The following is a 22,668-nucleotide window of genomic DNA, read 5'->3' as shown; positions in this document are numbered from 1 at the left end:
CCGCGACGGCGCTTCACACGAACGCGAGCAGCACGCCGCCCGCCGCGCCCACCAGCACGACGATCCACGGCGCGACGCGCCACGATGTCAGCAGCACGAAGCAGACCAGGGCGAGTGCGAATGTCCAGCCGTCGATGACGGCCGAGACGAAAACGGGGTCGTAGAGAGCCGCCGCCAGGATGCCGACGACCGACGCGCTGGCGCCGCGGAGGACAGCGCCGGCCCACGGCCGTGCGCGCAGGACGTTCCAGAACGGCATCACCCCGACCAGCAGCAGAAACCCCGGCACGAAGACGGCCGCCAGCGCGAGCACCCCTCCGACGACTCCTCCCGGGCCGACGCCCGACAGCGCCCCGAGGTAGCCCGCGAAGGTGAACAGGGGGCCGGGCATCGCCTGGGCGACTCCGTATCCCGCAAGGAACTGCTCCGGCGTCACCCAGCCCGTCTGCACGACACCGGCGTCGAGCAGCGGCAGCACCACGTGTCCGCCCCCGAAGACCAGGGCGCCCGCGCGGAAGAAGGCGTCTGCGAGTGCCACGGCGCCGTTCCCGGTGAGCGCGGCGGACACGGGGAGCGCGATCAGGAGCATCGCCAGCGTCGCCAGGCAGATCCCGCCGACGACGCGTGACACCGGAAATGTCAGCGACCCCGCCGCGGTGCCATCCTTCGATCGGCAGAGCCACAGGCCCGCGAGGCCACCCAGCACGATCGCGACGATCTGACCGGCCGCTCCGAACGCGACGACCGCGATCACCGCGGCGGCCACGGCGATCCCGGCGCGTCGACGGTCGGGCGTCAGCGTCTTCGCCATACCCCACACGGCCTGTGCGACGATCGCGACCGCGACGACCTTCAGACCCTCGATGATCCCGCCCCCGAGGGGTCCGCGCAGAAACTCGGCCCCGAACGCGAAGGCGATCATCAGCGCCGCCGACGGCAAGGTGAACGCGATGAAGGCGGCGAGCGCACCGCCGACGCCGGCGCGCAGCATCCCCATCGCGAATCCGACCTGGCTCGACGCGGGCCCTGGGAGGAACTGGCAGAGTGCGACCAGGTCGGCGTATCGCTCGTCGTCGAGCCAGCGCCGTCGGGTCACCAGCTCGTCACGGAAATAGCCGAGGTGCGCGACCGGCCCGCCGAACGACGTCACTCCGAGCTTGGCGAAGACGGCGAAGACCTCGCCGACCGTGCCTGGCCGCGGCACGGTTCAGCTCGGTGAGAGCGACGCGATGAGCGCCTCGACGCGCGCGCGGATGTCGTCGCGAATCGGGCGTACGGCCTCGATGCCTTGGCCGGCCGGGTCGTCGAGCTCCCAGTCCTCGTAGCGCTTGCCGGGGAAGATCGGGCAGGCGTCGCCGCATCCCATCGTGATGACGACGTCGGACTCGCGCACCGCGTCGACCGTCAAGACCTTCGGGCTGCCGCCGGCGATGTCGATGCCTTCCTCGGCCATCGCCGCGATGGCCACGGGATTGATCTCGTCCTTCGGTTCAGAACCCGCCGAACGCACGTCGACGCGGTCTCCGGCGAGCGCCTGGAGATAGCCCGCCGCCATCTGCGAGCGGCCGGCGTTGTGGACACAGACGAACAAGACGGTCGGGTTGGTCACGTCACCAGTATGCCGAATGGATATCAGCCGAGTGCAGAGTGGGCAATCCCGAAACGCGGGCCGTGCGTTCTGCTTAGGCTCGCGCCATGGACGACCCGATCTCTGCCGGACTCCCCCTCGGTCTCGGCGCGACGGGCCCCTCGCCTCTGGCGACCTCGGTCGCTCTCACCGCCCGCGAGACTCCGGGCTTCGGTCTCGACGTCGAGGGCACTCTCGGCTGGGTGCGGGCGACGGGCGCGGCGGTCGCATCGGCCCCGCAGACCTCGGCGACCTGGGAAGCGCTGGCCGCCGCGGCGGCGGTCGATGTTGCGGGCGCCCGGATGCTGGAACCCCACGTCGACGCGCTCCAGATCCTGACGCAGGCGGCCGCCGTCACCGATGTCGACGGGGTGCGCAACGAGGTCGGCGCCGGAGAGGACGCAACGTGGGGCGTCTTCGCCGCGGAGGGAAGCGGCGTCTCGCTCCACGCGCGGCAGGTCGGCGACCGATGGACGTTGTCGGGCACGAAGCCCTGGTGCTCCTTGGCCGGTCACCTGAGCCACTCCCTCGTCACGGCGTGGACAAGCAGCAATGAGCGACGACTGTTCGCCGTCGATCTGCGCGCACCCGGAGTGCACGCGAGAGGCGGCCCCTGGGTCTCGAGAGGGTTGGCGCAGGTGGTCAGCGCACCGGTCGACTTCGACGACGCCGCTGCCGCGCCTGTGGGAGGGAACGCGTGGTACCTGCAACGCCCCGGCTTCGCATGGGGCGGCGTGGGGGTCGCCGCCGTGTGGTGGGGCGCGACGCTCCCCCTCGTGCACGCCGTCATCGGCGCGGCCGCCCATGACCGGGCGGACCAGATCGCGGCCGCGGCTGCCGGAGAGGCGGATGCTGCGGCGTGGGTCGCTCGCACCGTACTCGCCGATGCGGCCGCGCGCGTGGACCGCGAGGCGCAGGCGGGAGACGCGGCACCGGCCGTCATCGCGCACCGCGTGCGCGCGACGGTGGCGGATGCGGCGGAACGGATCATCGCCGTCACGGATCGCTCCCTCGGGCCCGGCCCCCTCACCACCGACGAGAGTCACGCAAGACGGGTCGCCGACCTGCGCATCTACTTGAGGCAGCACCACGGACTCCGCGACCTGGCGAGCCTCGGACGAAAGCTCGGTGCGTCGTGGGCGTGACGTTCGATCATCGCGACCCGGGAACCCTCGAAGCGGAGTGGGCCGATGCGGCCCCCTGGCGATCGTCTCCCCCGTTGCCGCTGGAGGCCGACGCTGTGGTGATCCTCTCGGCGCACCCCGACGACGAGACGCTGGGAGCCGGCGGTCTGCTCGCCCGATGCCAAACGAACGGCGTGCCGGTGACGGTCATCGTCGTCACCGACGGTGGCGCCTCGCATCCGTCTTCCGACGACGGCGACGCGCTCCGCCGCGAGCGACGGCGCGAGGTCGTCGATGCGGTGGCCGACCTCGCACCGTCGGCGTCGCTCGTCTTCCTCGGGTTCACCGACGGACGTGTCCGGGAACAACGCGAGGAGATCGCGGAGACGATCCGCGGCATGATGGCGGGCGTCGCCGGGACGAGGATTCTGCTGGCGGCGCCGTGGTGGGGCGACGGACACCGCGACCACCGCGTGCTCGGCGAGATCGCGATCGACCTCGCCGGTGCATCGATCGAGGTCATCGGGTACCCCATCTGGTTCTGGCACTGGGGCACCCCCGCCGACGCGGATACCTCCGCGTGGCAGAAGGTGGAGTTGACGGATGCTGAGCTCCACGCGAAGTCGGTGGCGATCGGCCGTCATCGCACCCAGGTCGCGCGGCAGTCCGATGGTCCTGACGGCGGGCCGACCGTCCACGACGGCATGCGCGCCCACTTCCTGCGCGCGACGGAGGTGTTCGTCACGGCTCCGGCACCCCTCGAGGCGAGCGTCGGCGTCGCTGCGTTCGACGACTTCTTCCAACGCCACGACGACCCGTGGGGCTTCGACACCCGCTGGTACGAACAGCGCAAACGCGCTGTTCTCCTCGCCGCGCTCCCCCGCCCCTTCTTCGACACCGCCCTCGAGCTCGGATGCGCGACCGGAGTGACGACGGCCGACTTGGCCCCCCGATGCGGCGACCTCCTCGCCGTGGACGGGTCTGCCCACGCTGTGAGCGCCGCGGTCTCGCGCACCGCCGGACTCGACAACGTGCGGATCGCACAGCGTCGCCTACCCGCCGAGTGGCCCGACGGCGTTTTCGATCTCATCGTGGTCTCTGAGCTGGCCTACTACTTGGGCCGAACCGACCGCGAGGGCCTCGCCCGCAGCATCCGGAGATCTCTGACCCCCGACGGCGTCGTCGTCGCGTGTCACTGGCGACGACCGATCGATGACGCGCCGTCGTCGGGTGACCGCGTGCACCTCGAGCTGGCGCACGCTCTCGGCATGCATCGTCTCGTCCGTCACGAGGAGGCCGATTTTCTTCTCGAAGTGTTCACGGTGAGGTCGGCGTCGGTGGCTGAGAGAGAAGGTCTGGCGTGACCGCGGTCGACGACGTCTCGGCCATCGCCGTGATCGTGCCCGTGCACGACGAAGAGGAGTTGCTCGACGCGTGCTTGGTGTCGATCGAACGGGCCGCGCGTCATGCGCGGGGCCTGCGGATCGTCGTCGTCGTCGTGCTCGACGCGTGCACCGACGGATCACCGTCGATCGCCGCCGTCCGCGACGTCGAAACGGTCTTCATCGAAGCGAGAAGCGTCGGCGCGGCCCGAGCCGCGGGGGTCACCGCCGCACTCGCCCTTCTGTCCGACGTCCCGCCCGCCGCAGTCTGGACGGCACACACCGACGCCGATTCGGTCGTGCCCGAGAACTGGCTGACACAGCAACGGGAGCTGGCTGCGCGGGGAACGGATGTCGTGATCGGCACCGTGCACCCCGACTTCCGCGACCTCGACGAAGACCGCGCGCAGGCGTGGCGTGCCACCCACGTCCCCGGCACGGCGAATGGTCATGTGCACGGCGCCAACCTCGGTATGCGGCTGTCGACACTCCTCGCGGCAGGAGGCTTCGAGCCGATCGCCGAGCACGAAGACGTGAGGCTCGTCGAGCGGGCGACGTCGCACGGCGCGCGGGTCGCCGCATCCGCCGACGCCAGCGTGCGCACCAGCGGCCGAACGCAGGGACGCACCCCGGGCGGGTACGCGCGCTATCTGCGCGAGGATCTCGTTCCGCTCGCGGCCGCGGGAAATCCCGGCACCGCCGACGGGTGAGGCGCATCTGTCAAGGTGGTGCGGGCCCGTGCGGCGGGGCGTAGCGTACGAATCCCCACATTCAAAGGAGACGGCGATGACCGATCGCAAGGGTTCGGACGACGCAGCGAAGCGCGCCACCACCAACGAGGGCGAGTACACCGACATCGAGACCGAAGACGGTCGCGACAGTCACAAGAACGACGTCGTGCCCGGCGAGTACACCGACACCGACCTGGGAGAAGATTCCTCTCGCTGACGGGGTCGCACCCCCGATGCGGCGGCCGGAGAAGAGCGCGTCACGCCGGGATCGGTTGACGGTGCGTCACAGGTGACAGATAGATTGGGTCGTGGCCGGCACACCGCCGCGTCGATATCGACGCACGACGGAGGAGACCCCATGGAGTTTGCAGCAATCGGCGTACTGGTTCTGATTGCCGTGGCGGTGGTCGTCGCCGCTCTCGTGCTCGGGGCGATCCTCATCCGCGCGTGGTACCGCGTGGCGAAGGCCGACGAAGCCCTGGTGATCGTCGGTAAGCGCCAGAAGAACACCGACGGGGTCACGTCGTCGCGGATCACCGTGATCACCGGCGGCGGCGCGATCGTGAACCCGCTGACCCAGCGCGCCGAGATGATCTCGCTGCGCGCACGCCAGATCAAATTCGAGCCGACCGCGCAATCCTCCACCGGCGTCACCGTCAACGTGAGCGGTGTTGCTCTCGTGAAGATCGGATCCGACCCCGAATCGGTGCGCCGTGCCGCTGAGCGGTTCGCGTCGCAAGACAAGGCGATCGAACAGTTCACGACCGAGCAGCTCGAGGGTGCCCTTCGCGGTGTCGTCGCCACGCTGACTGTCGAAGAGCTGATGCGCGACCGCCAGCGCCTGTCCGACCAGATCGCCGAGGGCATCAAGCAAGACCTTTCTTCGCAGGGTCTGATCCTCGACTCTTTCCAGATCCAGGGCATCACCGACTTGAACGGCTACATCGCCGCCCTCGGCGCCACCGAGGTCGAGCGCGTCAAGCGTGAGGCCGAGGTCGCCCGCATCAACGCGGTCCGCGAAGTCCGCGCCCGCCAGATCGCGACCGACGAGGCCAACCTCATCGAGCAGACCGCCCTCGACAAGAACAACGCCGCCGCCAAGGCCGAGGTCGGTCGCGCGAACGCCGAGGCCGAGCAGGCCGAAGCCCTCGCCCGCGCCGAGCGCCAGCAGGCCGTTCTCGTCCAAGAAGCCCAGAACACGCAGGCCCGCCTCGAGTCGGAGGTCAGCCGAGTGGCCGACGCCGACCTCTACCAGCGCAAGCAGGATGCTGACGCCGAGGCCTACTCGCAAGTGAAGGCATCCGAAGCCCGGGCTCAGATCGCTGCCCAGGAAGCGACGGCCGTCCGCCTGCGCGCCGAGGCTGAAGCAGACGCGCTGCGCCTCACCGGTGAAGCGCGAGCATCGGCTATCAGCGCCGAGGCCGAGGCACTGTCGAAGAACCAGCAGGCACTGCTGGCCCAGCGTGCACTCGAGACGCTCGTGCCGATGATGACCGAGTTCGCCAAGGGCTACGACAAGGTCGGTTCGATCACCGTGCTCGGCGGCGAGGGCGCGAGCAGCCACCTCGCCAGCGAATCGGCCATGGGGCTGCGCGCCTCGTTCGACGCCGTCAAGGCGGCGACGGGCATCGACCTCAGCTCGATCATTCAGGGCCGGGCGATCGGCGAGGCCTTCGCCGAAGGATCCGCTCGTCGACCGTCTGAAACCGTCGCGGCTCCGGGCGTGTCAACCGACGCGTGACAGCGCGGGCCTCGTCCCCGCCTTTCGTGCGCGGGCGGTGACCGTTCTGCGGACGAGGCCCCACGCGTGCGTCCACGACCCGTCGCGGATCAGAAGCAGGTCGAGCGCGATCATCGCCAGCGAGAACGGCCACAGACCCAGAAGCACGGCGATACCGAGGTGGATCCCCGTGATGAGTACGACGGCCACGTAGCGGCTCGGCTTCCACAGAAGGGCCACGGGGAACAACAGCTGCACGCCGAGCGCAAGCCAGGTGCCGAGCATGACGAGCGGCGTCGACTGCCAGACGGTGTCGCTCAGTGCCGGGAAGATGCGGAACTCCTCGATGACCAGCGAGTAGTACAGCGCCGACCCCTGCAGCCATTCGTCCCCCTGAAGTTTCAGGATCGACGAGACGAGATACACCAGCAGAATCTGGTAGCAGCAGAGAATGAGCACCGTGTTGTGCATCCACGGGCTGATCCACTCGAACCGCCGCGCACGAACAACGCCTCTCGCCTCCGCTCGCCTTCGCAGCCAGGCGTCTACGGAGAAATGCTGGCTCAAGTTCGCGAAGACCGCGAACAGCAGCACGATGCGCATCAGCACGTCGCCGCCGTTGGTGAGGAGGGTGCTGTTCGTCGACAGTCCCACCCAGAACACCAGCAGCACCGGCGTCACCCAGCGGGTTTTGAACCCGATGATGAACACCAGAACCAACGCGATCAACACGAAGTAGGCGACGTCGAACCACAGCGCGCTGTCTTTGGAGAACACCATGCGCAGCGGCTCGAACCACCCCCGACGGCGCGCTTCCGGGTCGATCCACCGCGATCCCACACCCCAGAGGTACTGGCGGTCGGCGAAGCTGGGAATCAGAACGATCAGCATGCTGATGCCGAAGATGATCCGCAGCAGCGAAAAGCTCACCGTCGCGTGGGGGACGCCCGTCAACCAGTCCTGCAAACGGGTCCAGGCGCCAGTCGACGACCCTTGGTCCGCCCGAGTGGGCCTGGTCGCTCTCCCGCGATTCTTCACACTCACGGCTCGTACCTCCCCAGTACGTCGTCGAACACGGCGGCGGTATCGTCGGCGGGATCGCCCGAGGGCTGACGCCATCCGAAGGTGATGTACGACGTCGGCTTCACCCGCGACTCGAATCGCTCCTCGAAATCGTTCGGCCGATCGAAACGGATGCGCCACCGCACGCGTTCGACCTCTTCGCCGAAATGCGCTTCGGCGAAGGCGTCGGCGTAACGGCCGAGCATGTAGTCGTAACGCATGAAACGGATGACGTCTGCTTCGTTGTCGTCGCCCAGGTCGGTCAGCTCGCTGACGAGTTCGTCGTCGGCGATCGGAGAGAAGCCGCCATCGTCCGTCACCTCGATGAACGTGTCTTCGACGCGCTCCTGCTGTTCCTCGGACAACTCCTCGTAGCGTGTGATGTAGGTGCCGACCGCATTGACCGTGTTCTTCGAGATCCGCGACGAGAAGCTGGAGCCTTTGACGGCCCCGAGTTCCATGTCGGTCGCCCCTACCCAGTCGCTGTGAACGAGTTCACCATCAGCGTCGCGCCACTGCGCCTGCAGCTCGAGAGAGCTGTTGGTCTTGAGGATGTTCGGCGCGAAGACGTCCCACCGCTGCGAGAAGTAGGGAGCGAACACGTTCTCGACCGCCGCCTGAGCGGGCGTGGGCGGCATCGTGAAAGCGCCGCTGACGAACACGTAGCCCGCGACGATCGCGAGGGTGCCGATGGTCGCGGTCGCGCGACCTCGACTTTTCTGCGGTGGGGCGGCCTGCGCCTTCCGCGCCTTCTTCTGGTTCTTCACGGTGTTCCATTGCCGGGTTGCGCGCCGCCCTCTGGCCCGGAGGCGCTGACGCGTGTGCGTGCAGCCCCTCCGGGTCAGCGGATAGCGCTATCGAGGACGGGTGAGGAGGTCAGGCACCGACCGTGAGGTCAGCGCCGCCGGGCGTCAGTTCTGCCGTTTCTCCGTGGGGTGCGTTCGAGTGAAGAATGCGCGCAGACGACTGAGCAGCGGTGGACTATCGCCACGAACGTCGTGGCCCGGCCGGCCCCGCGTCGGTGTCTTCCGGGACTCGAAGAGAGGCCTCACCCCCTGTGCGGGTCGAGCCGTCGCCGGCAGCGATCGGGCCCGCACCGGCGGAGAGCCGTGGAGCGAGAGCGAACCTGCCGCCATGCGCCACCCAGTCCCGTCGCCGCGCTCGGTCGGCCGCGCGTCGGGGACAGATGCAGTGGCCAGCGAAGGCTCGTTCTCCCCAGACCGCCGCCGCACGATCATCAGGATCGCGCCGCCGATGATCAGAGCGAGCGCGAATCCGGAGGCCAGCGGGCCATCCATCTCGAGCCCGGTGACAGCGAGGCCGCCGGCGGCACTGTAGGGCTGCGACTTCACCGATGCGGGCGCGTCGGTCGAGTCGGAGGAATCGGATGCGTCGATCGAGTCAGACGAATCCGTCGAATCAGTCGAATCGGTCGAATCGGTGGAGTCGGTGGAGTCGTGCGCCTCGGTCGAGTCCGTCGAGTCGTGGGCCTCGGTGGAGTCCGTCGAGTCGTGAGCCTCGGTCGAGTCCGTCGAGTCGTGAGCCTCGGTCGAGTCCGTCGAGTCGTGCGCCTCGGTCGAGTCCGTCGAATCATGCGCCTCGGTCGAGTCCGTCGAATCAGTCGAGTCGTGCGCCTCAGTCGAATCCGTCGAATCGTGCGCCTCGGTCGAATCCGTCGAATCGTGCGCCTCGGTCGAATCCGTCGAGTCGTGCGCCTCGGTCGAGTCCGTGGAGTCCGTGGAGTCCGTGGAGTCGTGCGCCTCAGTCGAATCCTTGGTGTCCGTCGAGTCGGCCGAATCCGTCGAGTCGTGCGCCTCAGTCGAATCCGTGGAGTCCTGAGCTTCGGTCGAGTCCTTGGTGTCCGTCGAGTCCGTCGAATCGGTCGAGTCGTGAGCCTCGGTCGAGTCGGTCGAATCCGTCGAATCGGTCGAATCCGTGGAGTCGTGAGCTTCGGTCGAGTCCTTGGTGTCCGTCGAATCCGTCGAATCCGTGGAGTCGTGAGCCTCGGTCGAGTCGGTCGAATCCGTCGAGTCGTGAGCCTCAGTTGAATCCTTGGTGTCGGTCGAATCGGTCGAATCCGTCGAGTCGTGCGCCTCCGTCGAATCCGTGGAGTCGTGAGCCTCCGTCGAATCCGTCGAGTCGTGAGCCTCCGTCGAATCCTTCGTGTCCGTCGAGTCGGTCGAATCGTGAGCCTCGGTCGAATCCTTCGTGTCCGTCGAATCCGTCGAGTCGTGAGCTTCGGTCGAGTCCTTGGTGTCCGTCGAGTCGGTCGAGTCGGTCGAGTCCGTCGAGTCGGTCGAGTCCGTCGAATCCGTCGAGTCGGTCGAGTCCGTCGAATCCGTCGAGTCGTGAGCCTCAGTCGAATCCTTGGTGTCCGTCGAGTCGGTCGAATCCGTCGAATCGTGCGCCTCAGTCGAATCCGTGGAGTCCTGAGCTTCGGTCGAGTCCTTGGTGTCGGTCGAATCCGTCGAATCGTGCGCCTCAGTCGAATCCTTGGTGTCGGTCGAATCGGTCGAATCGGTCGAATCGGTCGAATCCGTCGAGTCGTGAGCTTCGGTCGAGTCCTTGGTGTCCGTCGAGTCGGTCGAATCGTGAGCCTCAGTCGAATCCTTCGTGTCCGTCGAATCCGTCGAATCCGTCGAATCGGTCGAATCGTGAGCCTCGGTCGAATCCGTCGAGTCGTGAGCTTCGGTCGAGTCGGTCGAATCCGTCGAGTCCTTGGTGTCCGTCGAGTCGGTCGAATCCGTCGAGTCGTGAGCCTCAGTCGAGTCGGTCGAGTCCGTCGAGTCGTGCGCTTCGGTCGAGTCCTTCGTGTCCGTCGAATCCGTCGAGTCGGTCGAGTCGTGCGCTTCGGTCGAATCCTTCGTGTCCGTCGAATCCGTCGAGTCGTGCGCCTCAGTTGAATCCGTGGAGTCGTGAGCTTCGGTCGAGTCCTTCGTGTCCGTCGAGTCGGTCGAGTCGGTCGAGTCGGTCGAGTCGTGAGCCTCGGTCGAGTCCGTCGAATCCGTCGAGTCGTGAGCCTCAGTCGAATCCTTGGTGTCGGTCGAATCCGTCGAGTCGTGAGCCTCAGTCGAATCCTTCGTGTCCGTCGAATCGTGAGCCTCAGTCGAATCCGTGGAGTCCTGAGCTTCGGTCGAGTCCTTGGTGTCCGTCGAGTCGGTCGAGTCGGTCGAATCGGTCGAATCGTGAGCCTCGGTCGAGTCCTTCGTGTCCGTCGAATCCGTCGAATCGTGAGCCTCGGTCGAGTCCTTCGTGTCCGTCGAGTCGTGCGCCTCTGTCGAATCCTTCGTGTCCGTCGAATCGGTCGAATCCGTCGAGTCGTGAGCCTCGGTCGAGTCCTTCGTGTCCGTCGAATCCGTCGAGTCGTGAGCCTCGGTCGAATCCGTCGAGTCATGAGCCTCAGTCGAGTCCTTGGTGTCGGTCGAATCCGTCGAGTCGTGAGCCTCAGTCGAATCCTTCGTGTCCGTCGAATCGTGAGCCTCAGTCGAATCCGTGGAGTCCTGAGCTTCGGTCGAGTCCTTGGTGTCCGTCGAGTCGGTCGAGTCGGTCGAATCGTGAGCCTCGGTCGAGTCCTTCGTGTCCGTCGAATCCGTCGAATCCGTCGAATCGTGAGCCTCGGTCGAGTCCTTCGTGTCCGTCGAGTCGTGCGCCTCTGTCGAATCCTTGGTGTCCGTCGAATCGGTTGAATCCGTCGAGTCGTGAGCCTCGGTCGAGTCCTTCGTGTCCGTCGAGTCGTGAGCCTCGGTCGAATCCTTCGTGTCCGTCGAATCGGTCGAATCCGTCGAGTCGTGAGCCTCTGTCGAATCCTTCGTGTCCGTCGAATCGGTCGAATCCGTCGAGTCGTGAGCCTCGGTCGAGTCCTTCGTGTCCGTCGAATCCGTCGAGTCGTGAGCCTCGGTCGAATCCGTCGAGTCGTGAGCCTCAGTCGAGTCCTTGGTGTCCGTCGAATCCGTCGAATCGTGAGCCTCAGTCGAATCCTTCGTGTCCGTCGAATCCGTCGAATCGTGAGCCTCAGTCGAATCCGCGGAGTCCTGAGCTTCGGTCGAGTCCTTGGTGTCCGTCGAATCCGTCGAGTCGTGAGCTTCGGTCGAGTCGGTCGAATCCGTGGAGTCGTGAGCTTCGGTCGAGTCCTTGGTGTCCGTCGAGTCGTGAGCCTCGGTCGAGTCGGTCGAATCCGTGGAGTCGTGAGCTTCGGTCGAGTCCTTGGTGTCCGTCGAATCAGTCGAGTCGGTCGCGTCGGTGGTCCCCGGCGCGTCAGTCGACGTCGTAGGCGGGGGTGTCTCACCGCCGCCCGTGGCGTAGGCCCCCTGGGCCCCGCCGAACAAAAAGATAGCGCTCACAGCGGCGACCGCAATGAAACGGCCCCCGTTGTTCTTGAGCGAAAAAAGTCGTGCACCTGCTGTGTGGTCATCGGCGCTTCGCACCATGAACCTCCGGCTATCAGGCCCCCCCGAGCACCGCGCCGATTACATTACGGATAACAAACCGGTACGAGAAACCGAACTCTTACGGTTGATCCGGCGTTTCAGATCTGCTAACGACGGTTGGTCACCTACGAGCTAGCGTGTACGCGCATCACCCCGAAGATCCTGATCCGCGAGGCTCGAAACTCGAGGCGGGAACTCCCGGGACAACGGTTTCGAGCAGATGTCTGAGCGACCCTCACTGCCACGGAGGGGGCATCCTTGTGCTTGACAGTGAGGGTAGCCCGACCGGGACAGCCTAGTCACATGTCCCCCGTTCGGGGGACATGTTGGACGGAAGTTAAGTAGTCGACTTTTCGGAGAGTCGAGTCCCGGGGCAGAAGCGACCCACGCGCAGACAAGCCAGATTCTGCTGACTTCACGACGCCGCACCCACAGCATGCCAAATTCGGCATATGGTGGTTTATGCCCGTGTTTCCGGCCTTCGCCCCCGCGGTGTCCACCCCAACGGTGAGAGGCCGTCGTCCGATCCGCGTCCCGCATCAATCGCTGCAGACCACCCCTGCGCAGCATCCGTACCGTCGAATCCACCCCGGGCCAATCGGAACCCGACGTCGTCTTGACTGGCTCGATGCGGCCCGCCTCTCCGCGTGGATGCGCGCACCGACCACGCGTCGTCGGCGAAACCGCCGCCACGGAAGACGCGGTAAGAGTCGTACCGCGCCGGGTCGAGAAGGTTCCAGCACCACTCCCACACGTTTCCGAGGGTGTCGAAGAGGCCGTTGAGGTTCGGATGCTTTCCGCCCACATCCTGCGGAGTCGTCACGCCGTCGGCACTCGTCCACGCGACCTCAGCGAGCGGGCCGTAGTGCGGTCCGTTCGAGCCCGCTCGGCAGGCGAACTCCCACTCGGCCTCCGTAGGAAGTCGATACCCGTCGGAATCGACGTGCCACGTGACGTCTTCCCCGTCGAACGTGTAGGCGGCATCGAGTCCCTCCCACTCCGACAGGGCGTTGCAGAAGCGGATCGTGCGCAGCCAGCTCACCTCGGTGGCGGGGCGCCTCGGATGCGGCGCGGGTTCACCGATGATCTCGGCAAGCTGCTGCTGGGTGACGGGATAGACCCCGATCTCGAACGGCTCGAGCGCGACCGACCATCGCAGCTTGCGCCGCGCGTCGTGCAGCCCCACCATTCCCGCCTCGATTCGGGCCATCTCGACGTCGGTCATCTCGGCAGTCTGGCAGGTACGCACAGGACCTCGGGCGGAGCCCCGGCTAGATTCGAAGGGTGAGCCGTCTTCAATCCCTCGTCCGGTTCGTCGCCGCCGCCGAAGAACTGCACTTCCCGCGCGCCGCCGAAACGCTCGGTATTTCTCTGCCCGCCCTCTATTCGGGCATCGAGAAGGTCGAGGCCGAGGTAGGACACCCGCTCTTCACGCGCGAGAACGGCAAGACCAGCCTGACCGCCGCGGGAGAAGTCTTCCTCGACGAGGCGCGACGGCAGATCGCCGAGACGCCGACCTCGGAGCGATCGCCTGCCCCCGCGGGAGGCAAGGCCAAGGCGTCGAAAGGAAAAGGACGCGCACCGGTGGTCAAGGGTGAGCCCAAGCCGTTCAAGAAGCGTCAGGGGCGGTAGCCCTCGTCACACCTCGGTGACCTGCCCCGCTTCGACACGCCAGTGCCGATCGGTCTGGACGGCGGTCAGCATCCGACGGTCGTGTGTCACCAGAAGCAGCGTGCCCTCGTAGGTCTCCAGCGCCTGCTCGAGCTGCTCGATGGCGGCGAGGTCGAGATGGTTCGTCGGCTCGTCGAGTACGAGCACGTTCACTCCCCGCGCCTGGAGGAGCGCCAGCCCCGCGCGGGTGCGTTCTCCGGGAGAAAGCTCATCGACCGGACGATTGACGTGATCGGCCTTCAGACCGAATTTGGCGAGCAGAGTGCGCACCTCCCCCGGCGCCATGTCGGGAACCAGCGCCGAGAACGCTTCAGTGAGCGCAACGGACCCGGCAAGGAGCGCCCGCGCCTGATCGATCTCGCCGATCTGCACGTTCGCGCCGAGGCTGGCCGTGCCGGCGGTCGGTGTCTGAGTGCCGAGGAGCGCGCGGAGCAGCGTCGATTTTCCGGCGCCGTTAGGCCCGGTGATGCCGATCCGCTCCCCGGCGTTCACCTGCACCGACACGGGGCCGAGCGTGAACGCGCCCTGCTTCAACACGGCGGAACTCAGGGTCGACACCACGGAACTCGAGCGGGGAGCTGCCCCGATGGTGAACTCCAACTGCCATTCTTTGCGGGGTTCATCCACCTCGTCGAGCCGCGCGATGCGGCTTTCCATCTGCCGCACCTTCTGCGCCTGCTTCTCGCTCGACTCGGTCGCCGCTTTGCGCCGGATCTTGTCGTTGTCGGGCGACTTCTTCATCGCGTTGCGCACGCCCTGGCTCGACCACTCGCGCTGAGTGCGTGCGCGACCGACGAGGTCGGCCTTCTTCTCGGCGAACTCGTCGTACTTCTCGCGTTGATGGCGACGCACTGTGGCGCGCTCCTCGAGATAGGCGTCGTAGCCTCCGCCGAAAACACGGTTCGAGGCCTGCGCCAGATCGAGTTCCAGCACGCGTGTCACGCAGCGTGCCAGAAACTCGCGGTCGTGGCTGACGAGAGCCACCCCGCCGCGGAGCCCACGGACGAACGCCTCGAGCCGCTCGAGGCCGTCGAGGTCGAGATCGTTGGTGGGCTCGTCGAGCAGAACGATGTCGAAACGCGAGAGAAGCAGCGCCGCCAATCCGACTCGGGCGGCCTGGCCACCCGACAGAGAGGTCATTTCCGTCTCGCCCGCGAGCTCGAGGCCGAGGTCGGCGAGCACGGCCGGGAGCCGCTCCTCCAGGTCGGCCGCGCCGCTCGCGAGCCACCTTTCCAGCGCGGCCGAATAGACGTCGGCAGGATCGACGCCGTCGATCAGGGGCGGTGGATCCGCGAGCGCGGCCGCCGCACCATCCATCTCCTCTGTGGCGCGCGTGCACCCCGTGCGACGACCGACGTACTGGGCGACCGTCTCACCGGCGAGACGCTCGTGCTCCTGCGGCAGCCAGCCGACGAAGGCATCGGCAGGAGCGAGGGCGATCGACCCGGCTTGCGGTTCGTCGATACCCGCGAGCAGGCGCAGCAGCGTGGACTTGCCCGCGCCGTTCGCGCCGACGACGCCCACCACATCGCCCGGAGCGAGGGTCAGGTCGAGCCCGTCGAAAAGCGTGCGGTGGCCGTAACCGCCGGCTACGCCGCGAGCCACGAGTGTCGCGGTCATCGTCTCATCCTGTCGTCAGCGGTGCTCGGCTCAATCCCAGCCGAGGTAGTCCTCGATCTCGGCGCCGATCTCGCCCGGGTGCGTGAGTACGAACAGATGCCCGCCGCCCTCGATGGTGGCAAGGCTGGCCCGTGTCGGGGCAGTCGCGCGGAGGGCCTCAGCGTGCGACGGCGGGTTCACCCGGTCGTCGGCGCCCTGGACGATGTTCACGGGGATGCTGTCGGGCAGCGGCTCCCAATCATCCGCCGGCGTCGCAGCGAGAGCGGATGCTTGCAGCGCCCGGGCACCGACATCGCGCGAGCGCGAGAACACGTTCCACGCGAACGTCGGGTCGACCGCGTCGCCCGCCAGCACGCGGATCGCTTCGACTCTGGTCTCCGCGGCGAACGCCTCATTCTGCGCCTCGACGACCCCGTCGGCGGGCAGCTCGGAACTCTCGACGCCGAGCAGGACGAGCCCCTCGACCCGACCGGCGTGATCGCGGGCGATCGTGCGCGCGAGGGCTCCACCGAACCCATGCCCGCCGATCCAGGCCCTGTCGATGCCGAGGGAGTCGAGCACGTCGACGACATCGCTCGACAGGTCGTGCAGCGTCAGCGCTGCGGTGTCGGCCGGCTGCGCGCGAACGCCGATGCGGAGGATGCGGAATCCCTCCTCCTCGAGCACGTGAGCGAGGGTGCCGAGCGAGGTGATGCTCAGCCCGAGCCCGGGCAGGAGCATCAGCAGGTGCCCCTCCCCCTCGTCGATGAAGGGAATGGAACGGCCATCGGGCTCGAAGGTCTGGGGCGCGCTGATCGACATGCTTCCATTCTCCCTGATGCCCTGGGACGGTGACGGACGCCCCCGCTGGGCTACCTCAGTGGGCTGCAACCGCCGCCTGCGGCCCGCCCCGCTGCACTAACTCAGGCTGAATACGGCGAGCGCGGCGCACAGGCGCGGAATCACGCGGGTGCTGTGACCGGCGGCGCGATCCAGCCTGAGTTAGTGCGGAGGGCGGGCGGTGCGGCCGCGGGGGGCACCCAACTGCACTAACCCAGCCCAGCGAGCCGTGCGAGGCGCCGACGACCCCACTCCGCTGCACTAACTCAGGCTCAACGCGGCGACCACCGCGCAGAGGCGCGGAATCACGCGGGTGCAGTGGCCGACGGCGCGATCCAGCCTGAGTTGGTGCGGCGAGCGTCGGCTTAACCTGGCCAGCTCAGTTATTGGGCCGGAACTCCACGACGTCGCCGTCGATCACGCTCGCCGGAAGCGAGAAAGCTCTTCGCGGATCTTTGTGTCGTGCGCGGCGATGAGCGACACGAGAGCCTCGATGTCAGTATCAGTCGCAAAGCATCGGGGGTGCACCAGTCGTTGCGGCTCACCGCGAAGGTCCTCGATGAATGGAACCCACCGAGAAGTCCATGAGTCGCTGGGCCGCTCCCGCGACGATGCCACGCCTGGGCCTGCGGGATTTTGACCCAATCCGCACAGCGGACAGACGAGACTCGGCATCCTACTTCGAGCCGCCAGATGTATTTCCGAAGCGGAACTCCACGACGTCGCCGTCCTGCATCACGTAGTCCTTGCCCTCGAGGCGGGCCTTGCCCTTCGCGCGGGCCTCCGCGACCGATCCGGTCGCCATGAGGTCGGCGAACGAGATGACCTCGGCCTTGATGAACCCCTTTTCGAAGTCGGTGTGGATGACACCGGCCGCCTGCGGCGCCTTCGATCCCTGCGGAATGGTCCAGGCCCGCGATTCCTTGGGCCCCGCCGTGAGGTAGGTCTGCAGTCCGAGCGTCGAGAATCCGATGCGGGCGAGCTGGTCGAGGCCCGACTCCTCCTGACCGGTCGAAGCGAGCAGCTCGGCCGCGTCTTCGGGGTCGAGATCGATGAGCTCCGACTCGATCTTCGCGTCGAGGAAGACGGCCTGGGCGGGCGCGACCAGGGCCGCGAGTTCGGCCTTGCGCGCAGCATCCGTCAGCACTGCTTCGTCGACGTTGAAGACGAAGATGAAGGGCTTGGCGGTGAGCAGTCCGAGTTCACGGATGGGCGCGAGGTCGAGGCCGCTGGCCGACAGCACCTCTCCGCGCTGCAGCGCATTCTGCGCGGCGACGGCGGTCTCGAGCACGACCGGGTCGATCTTCTTTCCCCTGACCTCTTTCTCGTACCGGGTCATCGCCTTCTCGAGCGTCTGGAGATCGGCGAGCTGAAGCTCGGCGTTGATCGTCTCCATGTCGTTCTGCGGGTTCACCGCACCTTCGACGTGCACGACGTCGTCGTCGGCGAAGCCGCGCACGACCTGTGCGATCGCGTCGGCTTCGCGGATGTTCGCCAGGAACTGGTTGCCCAGCCCTTCACCCTCAGAAGCGCCGCGCACGATGCCGGCGATGTCGACGAACGACACAGCAGCCGGCACCGTCCGCTCGCTCGAGAAGACCTCGGCGAGCTGGTCGAGCCGGGGGTCGGGGAGGTTTACCACACCGACGTTCGGTTCGATCGTGGCGAACGGGTAGTTCGCTGCGAGGACCGAACTCTTCGTCAGAGCGTTGAACAGGGTGGACTTGCCGACATTGGGCAGTCCTACGATCGCGATGGTAAGAGCCACGGGCACCAAGTCTAGGCGGGGCCCGGAGTTGCGCCCGCGGCGGCGCGCCTCCCCCGAACCGGGCGACCGCCGGAGAACCTGGATCCGTGGCCCTGGACTTCACCGCGATCGACTTCGAGACGGCGAACTCCAGCAACGCCTCGGCGTGCTCGGTGGGACTGACCCGGGTGCGCGACGGCCGTGTCGTCGCCACCGCCGGCTGGTTGATCCAGCCGCCGCCCGGGCACGACGAGTTCCTCGACTTCAACACGGGCATCCACGGCATTCGGCGAGAAGACTGCGCCGACGCTCTCGGCTGGTCGGCCCAGCTCACCGAGCTGGCGGCGTTCGCGGGCGCCGACATCCTGGTCGCCCACAACGCCGGCTTCGACATGGCCGTCCTCCGCCGCGCGTGCGAGGCGACGGGCGACGTCTGCCCGCCCTACCGCTACCTGTGCAGCCTCCAGGTCGCGCGAAAGACCTACGACCTCGCGTCGTACCGTCTGCCCTTCGTCGCCGCCGAAGCGGGCTTCACCGGGTTCGCCCATCACGACGCGGTCGCCGATTCGCTCGCCTGCGCCCACATCGTCATCGACGCGGCACGGCGGGCCGGTGCCGCCGATATCGGCGAACTCGCCGCCGCAGCCGGTGTGCGCGTCTCGCAGATCACCGCCGAGCAGCGCGTTCCCCTCCTCGCCGCCGTGGCGTGACCCGATGTCGGAGGGCTGCGGCATCCTGACGACATGGACGCACTCGCACTGTTTTTGACGGCGATCGGATGCTTGGCGCTCGGCCTCGTCGCCGGGTTCGCGTTCGCGAGCGCCCGGTCGTCACGAGAACGCGCCGACGCGGCTGGGCGGCTCGCCGCGGCGGAGGCGGCGCGGGCGGGCGTGCAGGCGCAACTCGACCACCAGCAGCTGCTCTACCGGGAGCTTTCCGGGCAGGCTCGCGCCGATCAGGCAGCGCGGGAAGAGCGGGAACGGCGAGAGCAGACCGTCCTTCGAGCCCTCGCGCCCGTCCGCGACTCGCTCGACTCGATGCAGCGGAAAGTCGAAGATCTCGAACGCGAGCGCGGCGTGCAGTTCGGCTCCCTGAGCGAGCAGCTGCGTCGAGCCCACGAGTCCGACGAAGTGCTGCGAACGACGACCGAGGCCCTCGCCTCCGCTATGCGGTCGAGCAGCTCGCGCGGGGTGTGGGGCGAAACGCAGCTGCGACGGGTCGTCGAAGCGGCCGGGCTGCTCCGGTTCGTCGACTTCGACACGCAGGCTACCGTCACGACGGTCGACGGCACCGGGCGACCCGACATGATCGTGCGGCTGCCCGGCGACAAGACTCTCGCCATCGATGCGAAGGTTCCCCTCGACGCCTACCTCGAGGCGAGCGCGATTCCCTTCACCGCCCAGGGCGAAGAGGGCGCACGGCGTCTTTCTCTTCTCGACCGTCACGCGCGCGCGGTCCGCGCGCACGTCGACGCTCTCGCGAAGAAGGGTTATTGGACCGGGCTGGCCTCGAGCCCCGAGTTCGTGATCTGCTTCATTCCCAGCGAGTCCTTGCTCTCAGCCGCGCTCGAGCACGACCCCGCCCTGCTCGACTACGCCTTCGGCAAGCGTGTTGCGCTCGCCTCTCCCGTCAATCTCTGGGCGGTGCTGAAAACCGTCGCCTATACCTGGACGCAGCAAGACGTCTCGCAAGAGGCACGCCAGTTGGTCGCGCTCGGCACAGAGCTCTACGACCGCATCGGGGTCGTCGCCGGCCACGCCGACGATCTGAGGCGCGCGATCGAACGCACGGTCGACTCCTACAACAAGTTCGCCGGCTCCCTCGAGAGTCGCGTTCTCGTCAGCGCGCGCAAGTTCCCCGGTATCGACGACACCCGACTCGAAGCCGCGGCTGCTCCCCCGGTCATCGACCGCAGCACCCGCCGGTGGACGGCTCCCGAACTGCTCGACGGCCTCGACGAGGCCGACGATCGCCTCCGCCAGAATGACGACACCCGCACACGCGAGGGCGACGAGTCAGCGGTCGCCGCGAGCGGACCCGTCATCGCCGACATCGGCGATCTGCGCGGGCGACTCTAGCGGCGAACCACCTGAGGAACGCGGGTCAGGCGCCGCCGGGGACGAAGCTCAGAATGGTGATGACGGCACCGGAGACGACGACGAAGGCGCCGATCATCCACCACACGCTTGCCTCGTGGCCCTCTTCGCGACGAACGCGGAAGAGCACGTCGGGGCGACGCGCGGGGTCGACCGGTGCCACGGATGCGCCGTGCGCAACCGATGCGGCATGGGCGACCGCATCGGCCACAACGGCCTGGGCGCCGGTCTGCGGCGCGGACTGACTCGATTGAGCGGACATGTCCACTCTCCTCACGTCGGAAATCACGGAAGCATCGCCGTTGACACCGACTTCGATTTTGCCACGCCCCACCCGAACGAGGCGTTGCGACTCGGTCACGACCTCGGGCTCAGAGCCACTTCGAGGTCAAATGCTCCGATGAGATCCAGCGGAGGGTTCCGGATGCCCCCCGAATCACCACGCTCTCGGTGTACAGCAGGCCGCCCTCTCGGCGCACGCCGCCGACGAGCTGACCGTCGGTCACACCGGTGGCGACGAAGATCGTGTTCTTGCCCTTGACGAGATCATCGGCCTCGTAGACGAAGTCGTCGAACCTGAGTCCGGCGTCGATCCCCTTCTGCCGCTCATCGTCCGAGCCCGGCCGCAACCGACCCTGGATGTGTCCGCCGAGCGCCTTGATCGCGCAGGCGGTGACGATGCCCTCCGGGCTTCCCCCGACGCCGACGCACATGTCGGTGCGAGCGTTGTGACGCGCCGCGTTGATTCCCCCGGCGACGTCTCCGTCGCTCATGAGCCGCGTGCCCGCGCCCGCCGCACGGATCTCTTCGATGAGCGATTCGTGCCGCGGCCGGTTCAGCACCGAGACGACGATCTCTTCGACGGGCTTTCCGAGGGCTTCTGCGAGCAGCCGGATGTTCTCGCCGATCGGCAGCCGGATGTCGACGACACCGACGCCCGCGGGGCCGGTGACGAGCTTGTCCATGTAGAAGACGGTCGAGGCGTCGAGCATCGTCCCGGCGTCGGACACGGCGATGACAGAAAGCGCGTTCTGGCGCCCCGCCGCCGTCAAGGTCGTGCCGTCGATCGGGTCGACGGCGACGTCGCACTGGGGTCCGCGACCGCTCCCGACCTTTTCGCCGTTGTAGAGCATGGGCGCCTCGTCTTTCTCGCCCTCACCGATCACGATGGTGCCGTCGAAGTCGACGGTGCTGAAGAAGGCCCGCATCGCGTCGACGGCAGCCCCGTCGGCGGCCAGTTTGTCGCCGCGCCCGACGAACGGCACCGCGCGGATCGCCGCCGCCTCGGTCGCCCGGACCAGCTCCAGCGCCAGGTTCCGATCGGGGTGCAACGGGGTCATGTCTGCTGTAGGGCTCACCATGGGGCCAGCCTAAACCCGGGGTTTTGCCGAATCGGATGCTTCGCGCCGACTGCGCCCGAAGGAATCGCGTTTCTTAACGCGACAGCATCCACTCGGCACGGCCTCGCCCGTCGAAGCACACCGGGTCGGATCCACGGCCTTCGGTAGGCTGAGCGAAGACCTCTGTCGAACCCAAGGAGCCGCTATGCCCGTCGCCACCCCCGAGCAGTACGCCGACATGCTGGACCGCGCCAAAGCGGGCGGCTTCGCGTACCCCGCCATCAACGTGTCGAGCTCGCAGACCATCAACTCCGTCCTCCAGGGCCTCACTGAGGCGGGCTCCGACGGCATCATCCAAGTGACCACCGGCGGCGCCGACTACTTCGCCGGCCAGACCGTCAAGTCCCGCGCCACCGGCGCCCTCGCCTTCGCGAAGTTCGCGACCGAGGTGGCGAAGAACTACCCCATCACGGTTGCCCTCCACACCGACCACTGCCCGAAAGACGCGCTTCCCGGCTTCGTGCTCCCCCTCCTCGAGGCGTCCGAAGAAGAAGTCCGCGCCGGTCGCAACCCGATCTTCCAGTCCCACATGTGGGACGGCTCGGCGGTTCCGCTCGACGAGAACATCGAGATCGCCAAAGAACTCCTCCCCCGTATGAAGGCGATCCGCGCCATCCTCGAGATCGAGGTCGGCGTCGTCGGCGGTGAAGAAGACGGCGTGCAGCACGAGGGCTCGAACGAGGCGCTCTACACGACGGTCGCCGACGTCACGAAGGCCGTCGAGGCTCTCGGCCTCGGCGATCAGGGCCGGTACATCTCGGCGCTGACGTTCGGCAACGTGCACGGCGTGTACAAGCCGGGTGGCGTGAAGCTGCGCCCCGAGTTGCTCGGCGAGATCCAGGCAGGCATCGCCGCGCACTTCGGCACCGGCCCCAAGCCCCTCGACCTCGTCTTCCACGGCGGCAGCGGCTCGACCGACGAAGAGATCGCTCTGGCCGTCTCGAACGGCGTCGTGAAGATGAACATCGACACCGACACGCAGTACGCGTTCACCCGGTCGATCGCGGGCTACATGCTGTCGAAGTACGACGGAGTCCTGAAGCTCGACGGTGAGGTCGGCAACAAGAAGGTCTACGACCCGCGCGCGTGGGGCAAGGTCGCCGAGTCGGCGATGGCCGCCCGCGTCGTCGAAGCGACGAAGCAGCTCGGCTCGCAGGGCAAATCGCTCGGCGTCTGACGCACTCTCTCGAACGGGCGTCCTGCTTCGGCAGGGCGCCCGTTTCTCGTCAGCGGATGCGGAGC

20 protein-coding genes are annotated in these 22,668 nt (G+C 67.4%); 9 read left to right on the top strand and 11 right to left on the bottom strand.

Annotated features, from left to right (window positions below):
- Positions 1-13 precede the first annotated feature (13 nt).
- Together chrA and ACFXQA_RS08095 are read right to left on the bottom strand one after the other, a co-directional pair.
- Entirely contained in the window at positions 14-1,204 is a 1,191-nt protein-coding gene (gene chrA, locus ACFXQA_RS08100; RefSeq protein ID WP_394519309.1) for a chromate efflux transporter, read from the bottom strand.
- A 3-nt stretch (positions 1,205-1,207) separates the two neighbouring features.
- Positions 1,208-1,609, bottom strand: a complete 402-nt coding sequence (locus ACFXQA_RS08095; protein ID WP_394519308.1) for an arsenate reductase ArsC — start codon at positions 1,607-1,609, stop codon at positions 1,208-1,210.
- Positions 1,610-1,695: 86 nt separating this feature from the next.
- Here ACFXQA_RS08095 and ACFXQA_RS08090 point away from each other — a divergent pair, with 86 nt between their 5' ends.
- The 5 genes from ACFXQA_RS08090 to ACFXQA_RS08070 all read left to right on the top strand — a co-directional run bounded on the left by ACFXQA_RS08090 (position 1,696) and on the right by ACFXQA_RS08070 (position 6,605).
- Positions 1,696-2,772, top strand: a complete 1,077-nt coding sequence (locus ACFXQA_RS08090; RefSeq protein WP_394519307.1) for an acyl-CoA dehydrogenase family protein — start codon at positions 1,696-1,698, stop codon at positions 2,770-2,772.
- Positions 2,769-4,115: a PIG-L family deacetylase gene (locus ACFXQA_RS08085; protein WP_394519306.1), complete on the top strand. Its 1,347-nt coding sequence runs from the start codon at positions 2,769-2,771 to the stop codon at positions 4,113-4,115. The genes ACFXQA_RS08090 and ACFXQA_RS08085 overlap by 4 nt, the downstream gene beginning before the upstream one ends.
- On the top strand, positions 4,112-4,843 hold the full coding sequence (locus ACFXQA_RS08080; RefSeq protein WP_394519305.1) for a glycosyltransferase family 2 protein: 732 nt from the start codon (positions 4,112-4,114) through the stop codon (positions 4,841-4,843). The genes ACFXQA_RS08085 and ACFXQA_RS08080 overlap by 4 nt, the downstream gene beginning before the upstream one ends.
- Positions 4,844-4,919: 76 nt before the next feature.
- Positions 4,920-5,081, top strand: a complete 162-nt coding sequence (locus ACFXQA_RS08075) for a hypothetical protein (protein WP_394519304.1) — start codon at positions 4,920-4,922, stop codon at positions 5,079-5,081.
- A gap of 141 nt (positions 5,082-5,222) precedes the next feature.
- Positions 5,223-6,605, top strand: a complete 1,383-nt coding sequence (locus ACFXQA_RS08070; RefSeq protein WP_394519303.1) for an SPFH domain-containing protein — start codon at positions 5,223-5,225, stop codon at positions 6,603-6,605.
- On the opposite strand, the gene ACFXQA_RS08065 is transcribed toward ACFXQA_RS08070, so the two are convergent.
- From ACFXQA_RS08065 to ACFXQA_RS08050, 4 genes are all read right to left on the bottom strand, one after another.
- A complete protein-coding gene (locus tag ACFXQA_RS08065) occupies positions 6,591-7,538 on the bottom strand; it encodes an HTTM domain-containing protein (protein ID WP_394519302.1) in 948 nt (315 codons plus the stop codon). The genes ACFXQA_RS08070 and ACFXQA_RS08065 overlap by 15 nt on opposite strands.
- Positions 7,539-7,624: 86 nt before the next feature.
- Positions 7,625-8,413 (bottom strand): DUF5819 family protein, encoded by a 789-nt coding sequence (locus tag ACFXQA_RS08060; protein WP_394519301.1) that lies wholly within the window; start codon positions 8,411-8,413, stop codon positions 7,625-7,627.
- Positions 8,414-8,557: 144 nt separating this feature from the next.
- Positions 8,558-11,986 carry a midas domain-containing protein gene (locus ACFXQA_RS08055; RefSeq protein WP_394519300.1) on the bottom strand — a complete coding sequence of 1,143 codons (3,429 nt, stop codon included), beginning with the start codon at positions 11,984-11,986 and terminating at the stop codon, positions 8,558-8,560.
- A gap of 547 nt (positions 11,987-12,533) precedes the next feature.
- Positions 12,534-13,298: a formylglycine-generating enzyme family protein gene (locus tag ACFXQA_RS08050; protein WP_394519299.1), complete on the bottom strand. Its 765-nt coding sequence runs from the start codon at positions 13,296-13,298 to the stop codon at positions 12,534-12,536.
- A 59-nt stretch (positions 13,299-13,357) separates the two neighbouring features.
- Between ACFXQA_RS08050 and ACFXQA_RS08045 the strand changes: the two genes are divergently transcribed.
- Positions 13,358-13,705 carry a LysR family transcriptional regulator gene (locus ACFXQA_RS08045; RefSeq protein WP_394519298.1) on the top strand — a complete coding sequence of 116 codons (348 nt, stop codon included), beginning with the start codon at positions 13,358-13,360 and terminating at the stop codon, positions 13,703-13,705.
- 6 nt (positions 13,706-13,711) lie between these two features.
- On the opposite strand, the gene ACFXQA_RS08040 is transcribed toward ACFXQA_RS08045, so the two are convergent.
- From ACFXQA_RS08040 to ychF, 3 genes are all read right to left on the bottom strand, one after another.
- Positions 13,712-15,364, bottom strand: a complete 1,653-nt coding sequence (locus ACFXQA_RS08040) for an ABC-F family ATP-binding cassette domain-containing protein (protein WP_394519297.1) — start codon at positions 15,362-15,364, stop codon at positions 13,712-13,714.
- A 30-nt stretch (positions 15,365-15,394) separates the two neighbouring features.
- Positions 15,395-16,165, bottom strand: a complete 771-nt coding sequence (locus ACFXQA_RS08035; protein WP_394519296.1) for an alpha/beta fold hydrolase — start codon at positions 16,163-16,165, stop codon at positions 15,395-15,397.
- A gap of 694 nt (positions 16,166-16,859) precedes the next feature.
- Positions 16,860-17,951, bottom strand: a complete 1,092-nt coding sequence (ychF, locus tag ACFXQA_RS08030) for a redox-regulated ATPase YchF (RefSeq protein WP_394519295.1) — start codon at positions 17,949-17,951, stop codon at positions 16,860-16,862.
- Positions 17,952-18,037: 86 nt separating this feature from the next.
- Between ychF and ACFXQA_RS08025 the strand changes: the two genes are divergently transcribed.
- Together ACFXQA_RS08025 and ACFXQA_RS08020 are read left to right on the top strand one after the other, a co-directional pair.
- Positions 18,038-18,640, top strand: coding sequence for a 3'-5' exonuclease (locus ACFXQA_RS08025; protein WP_394519294.1), 603 nt, complete (start codon positions 18,038-18,040; stop codon positions 18,638-18,640).
- Positions 18,641-18,673: 33 nt separating this feature from the next.
- Positions 18,674-20,008, top strand: coding sequence for a DNA recombination protein RmuC (locus ACFXQA_RS08020; protein ID WP_394519293.1), 1,335 nt, complete (start codon positions 18,674-18,676; stop codon positions 20,006-20,008).
- Between the two features lie 25 nt (positions 20,009-20,033).
- Here the strand turns inward: ACFXQA_RS08020 and ACFXQA_RS08015 are convergent, their stop codons facing one another.
- Entirely contained in the window at positions 20,034-20,288 is a 255-nt protein-coding gene (locus ACFXQA_RS08015) for a UDP-N-acetylmuramyl pentapeptide phosphotransferase (protein WP_394519292.1), read from the bottom strand.
- 109 nt (positions 20,289-20,397) lie between these two features.
- The gene (glpX, locus tag ACFXQA_RS08010) at positions 20,398-21,387 is read right to left on the bottom strand and encodes a class II fructose-bisphosphatase (RefSeq protein ID WP_394519291.1); all 990 of its coding nucleotides are present in this window, start codon (positions 21,385-21,387) and stop codon (positions 20,398-20,400) included.
- A gap of 184 nt (positions 21,388-21,571) precedes the next feature.
- Between glpX and fbaA the strand changes: the two genes are divergently transcribed.
- Positions 21,572-22,603, top strand: a complete 1,032-nt coding sequence (gene fbaA, locus ACFXQA_RS08005; protein WP_394519290.1) for a class II fructose-bisphosphate aldolase — start codon at positions 21,572-21,574, stop codon at positions 22,601-22,603.
- Positions 22,604-22,668 lie beyond the last annotated feature (65 nt).

It is taken from the genome of Microbacterium shimangi, from assembly GCF_043556445.1.
GTDB lineage: Bacteria > Actinomycetota > Actinomycetes > Actinomycetales > Microbacteriaceae > Microbacterium.
Note: the sequence above shows the minus strand (reverse complement) of the source record. Positions and strands in the feature narration are given on the sequence as shown.

Excerpts from the sequence above, each read along its gene's own strand:
- ACFXQA_RS08090 (WP_394519307.1), top strand. The coding sequence starts at position 1,696 with ATGGACGACCCGATCTCTGCCGGACTCCCCCTCGGTCTCGGCGCGACG.
- ACFXQA_RS08075 (WP_394519304.1), top strand. The coding sequence starts at position 4,920 with ATGACCGATCGCAAGGGTTCGGACGACGCAGCGAAGCGCGCCACCACC.
- ACFXQA_RS08070 (WP_394519303.1), top strand. The coding sequence starts at position 5,223 with ATGGAGTTTGCAGCAATCGGCGTACTGGTTCTGATTGCCGTGGCGGTG.
- ACFXQA_RS08050 (WP_394519299.1), bottom strand. The coding sequence starts at position 13,298 with ATGACCGACGTCGAGATGGCCCGAATCGAGGCGGGAATGGTGGGGCTG.
- ACFXQA_RS08040 (WP_394519297.1), bottom strand. The coding sequence starts at position 15,364 with ATGACCGCGACACTCGTGGCTCGCGGCGTAGCCGGCGGTTACGGCCAC.
- ACFXQA_RS08035 (WP_394519296.1), bottom strand. The coding sequence starts at position 16,165 with ATGTCGATCAGCGCGCCCCAGACCTTCGAGCCCGATGGCCGTTCCATT.
- ACFXQA_RS08020 (WP_394519293.1), top strand. The coding sequence starts at position 18,674 with ATGGACGCACTCGCACTGTTTTTGACGGCGATCGGATGCTTGGCGCTC.
- ACFXQA_RS08015 (WP_394519292.1), bottom strand. The coding sequence starts at position 20,288 with ATGTCCGCTCAATCGAGTCAGTCCGCGCCGCAGACCGGCGCCCAGGCC.
- glpX (WP_394519291.1), bottom strand. The coding sequence starts at position 21,387 with ATGGTGAGCCCTACAGCAGACATGACCCCGTTGCACCCCGATCGGAAC.
- fbaA (WP_394519290.1), top strand. The coding sequence starts at position 21,572 with ATGCCCGTCGCCACCCCCGAGCAGTACGCCGACATGCTGGACCGCGCC.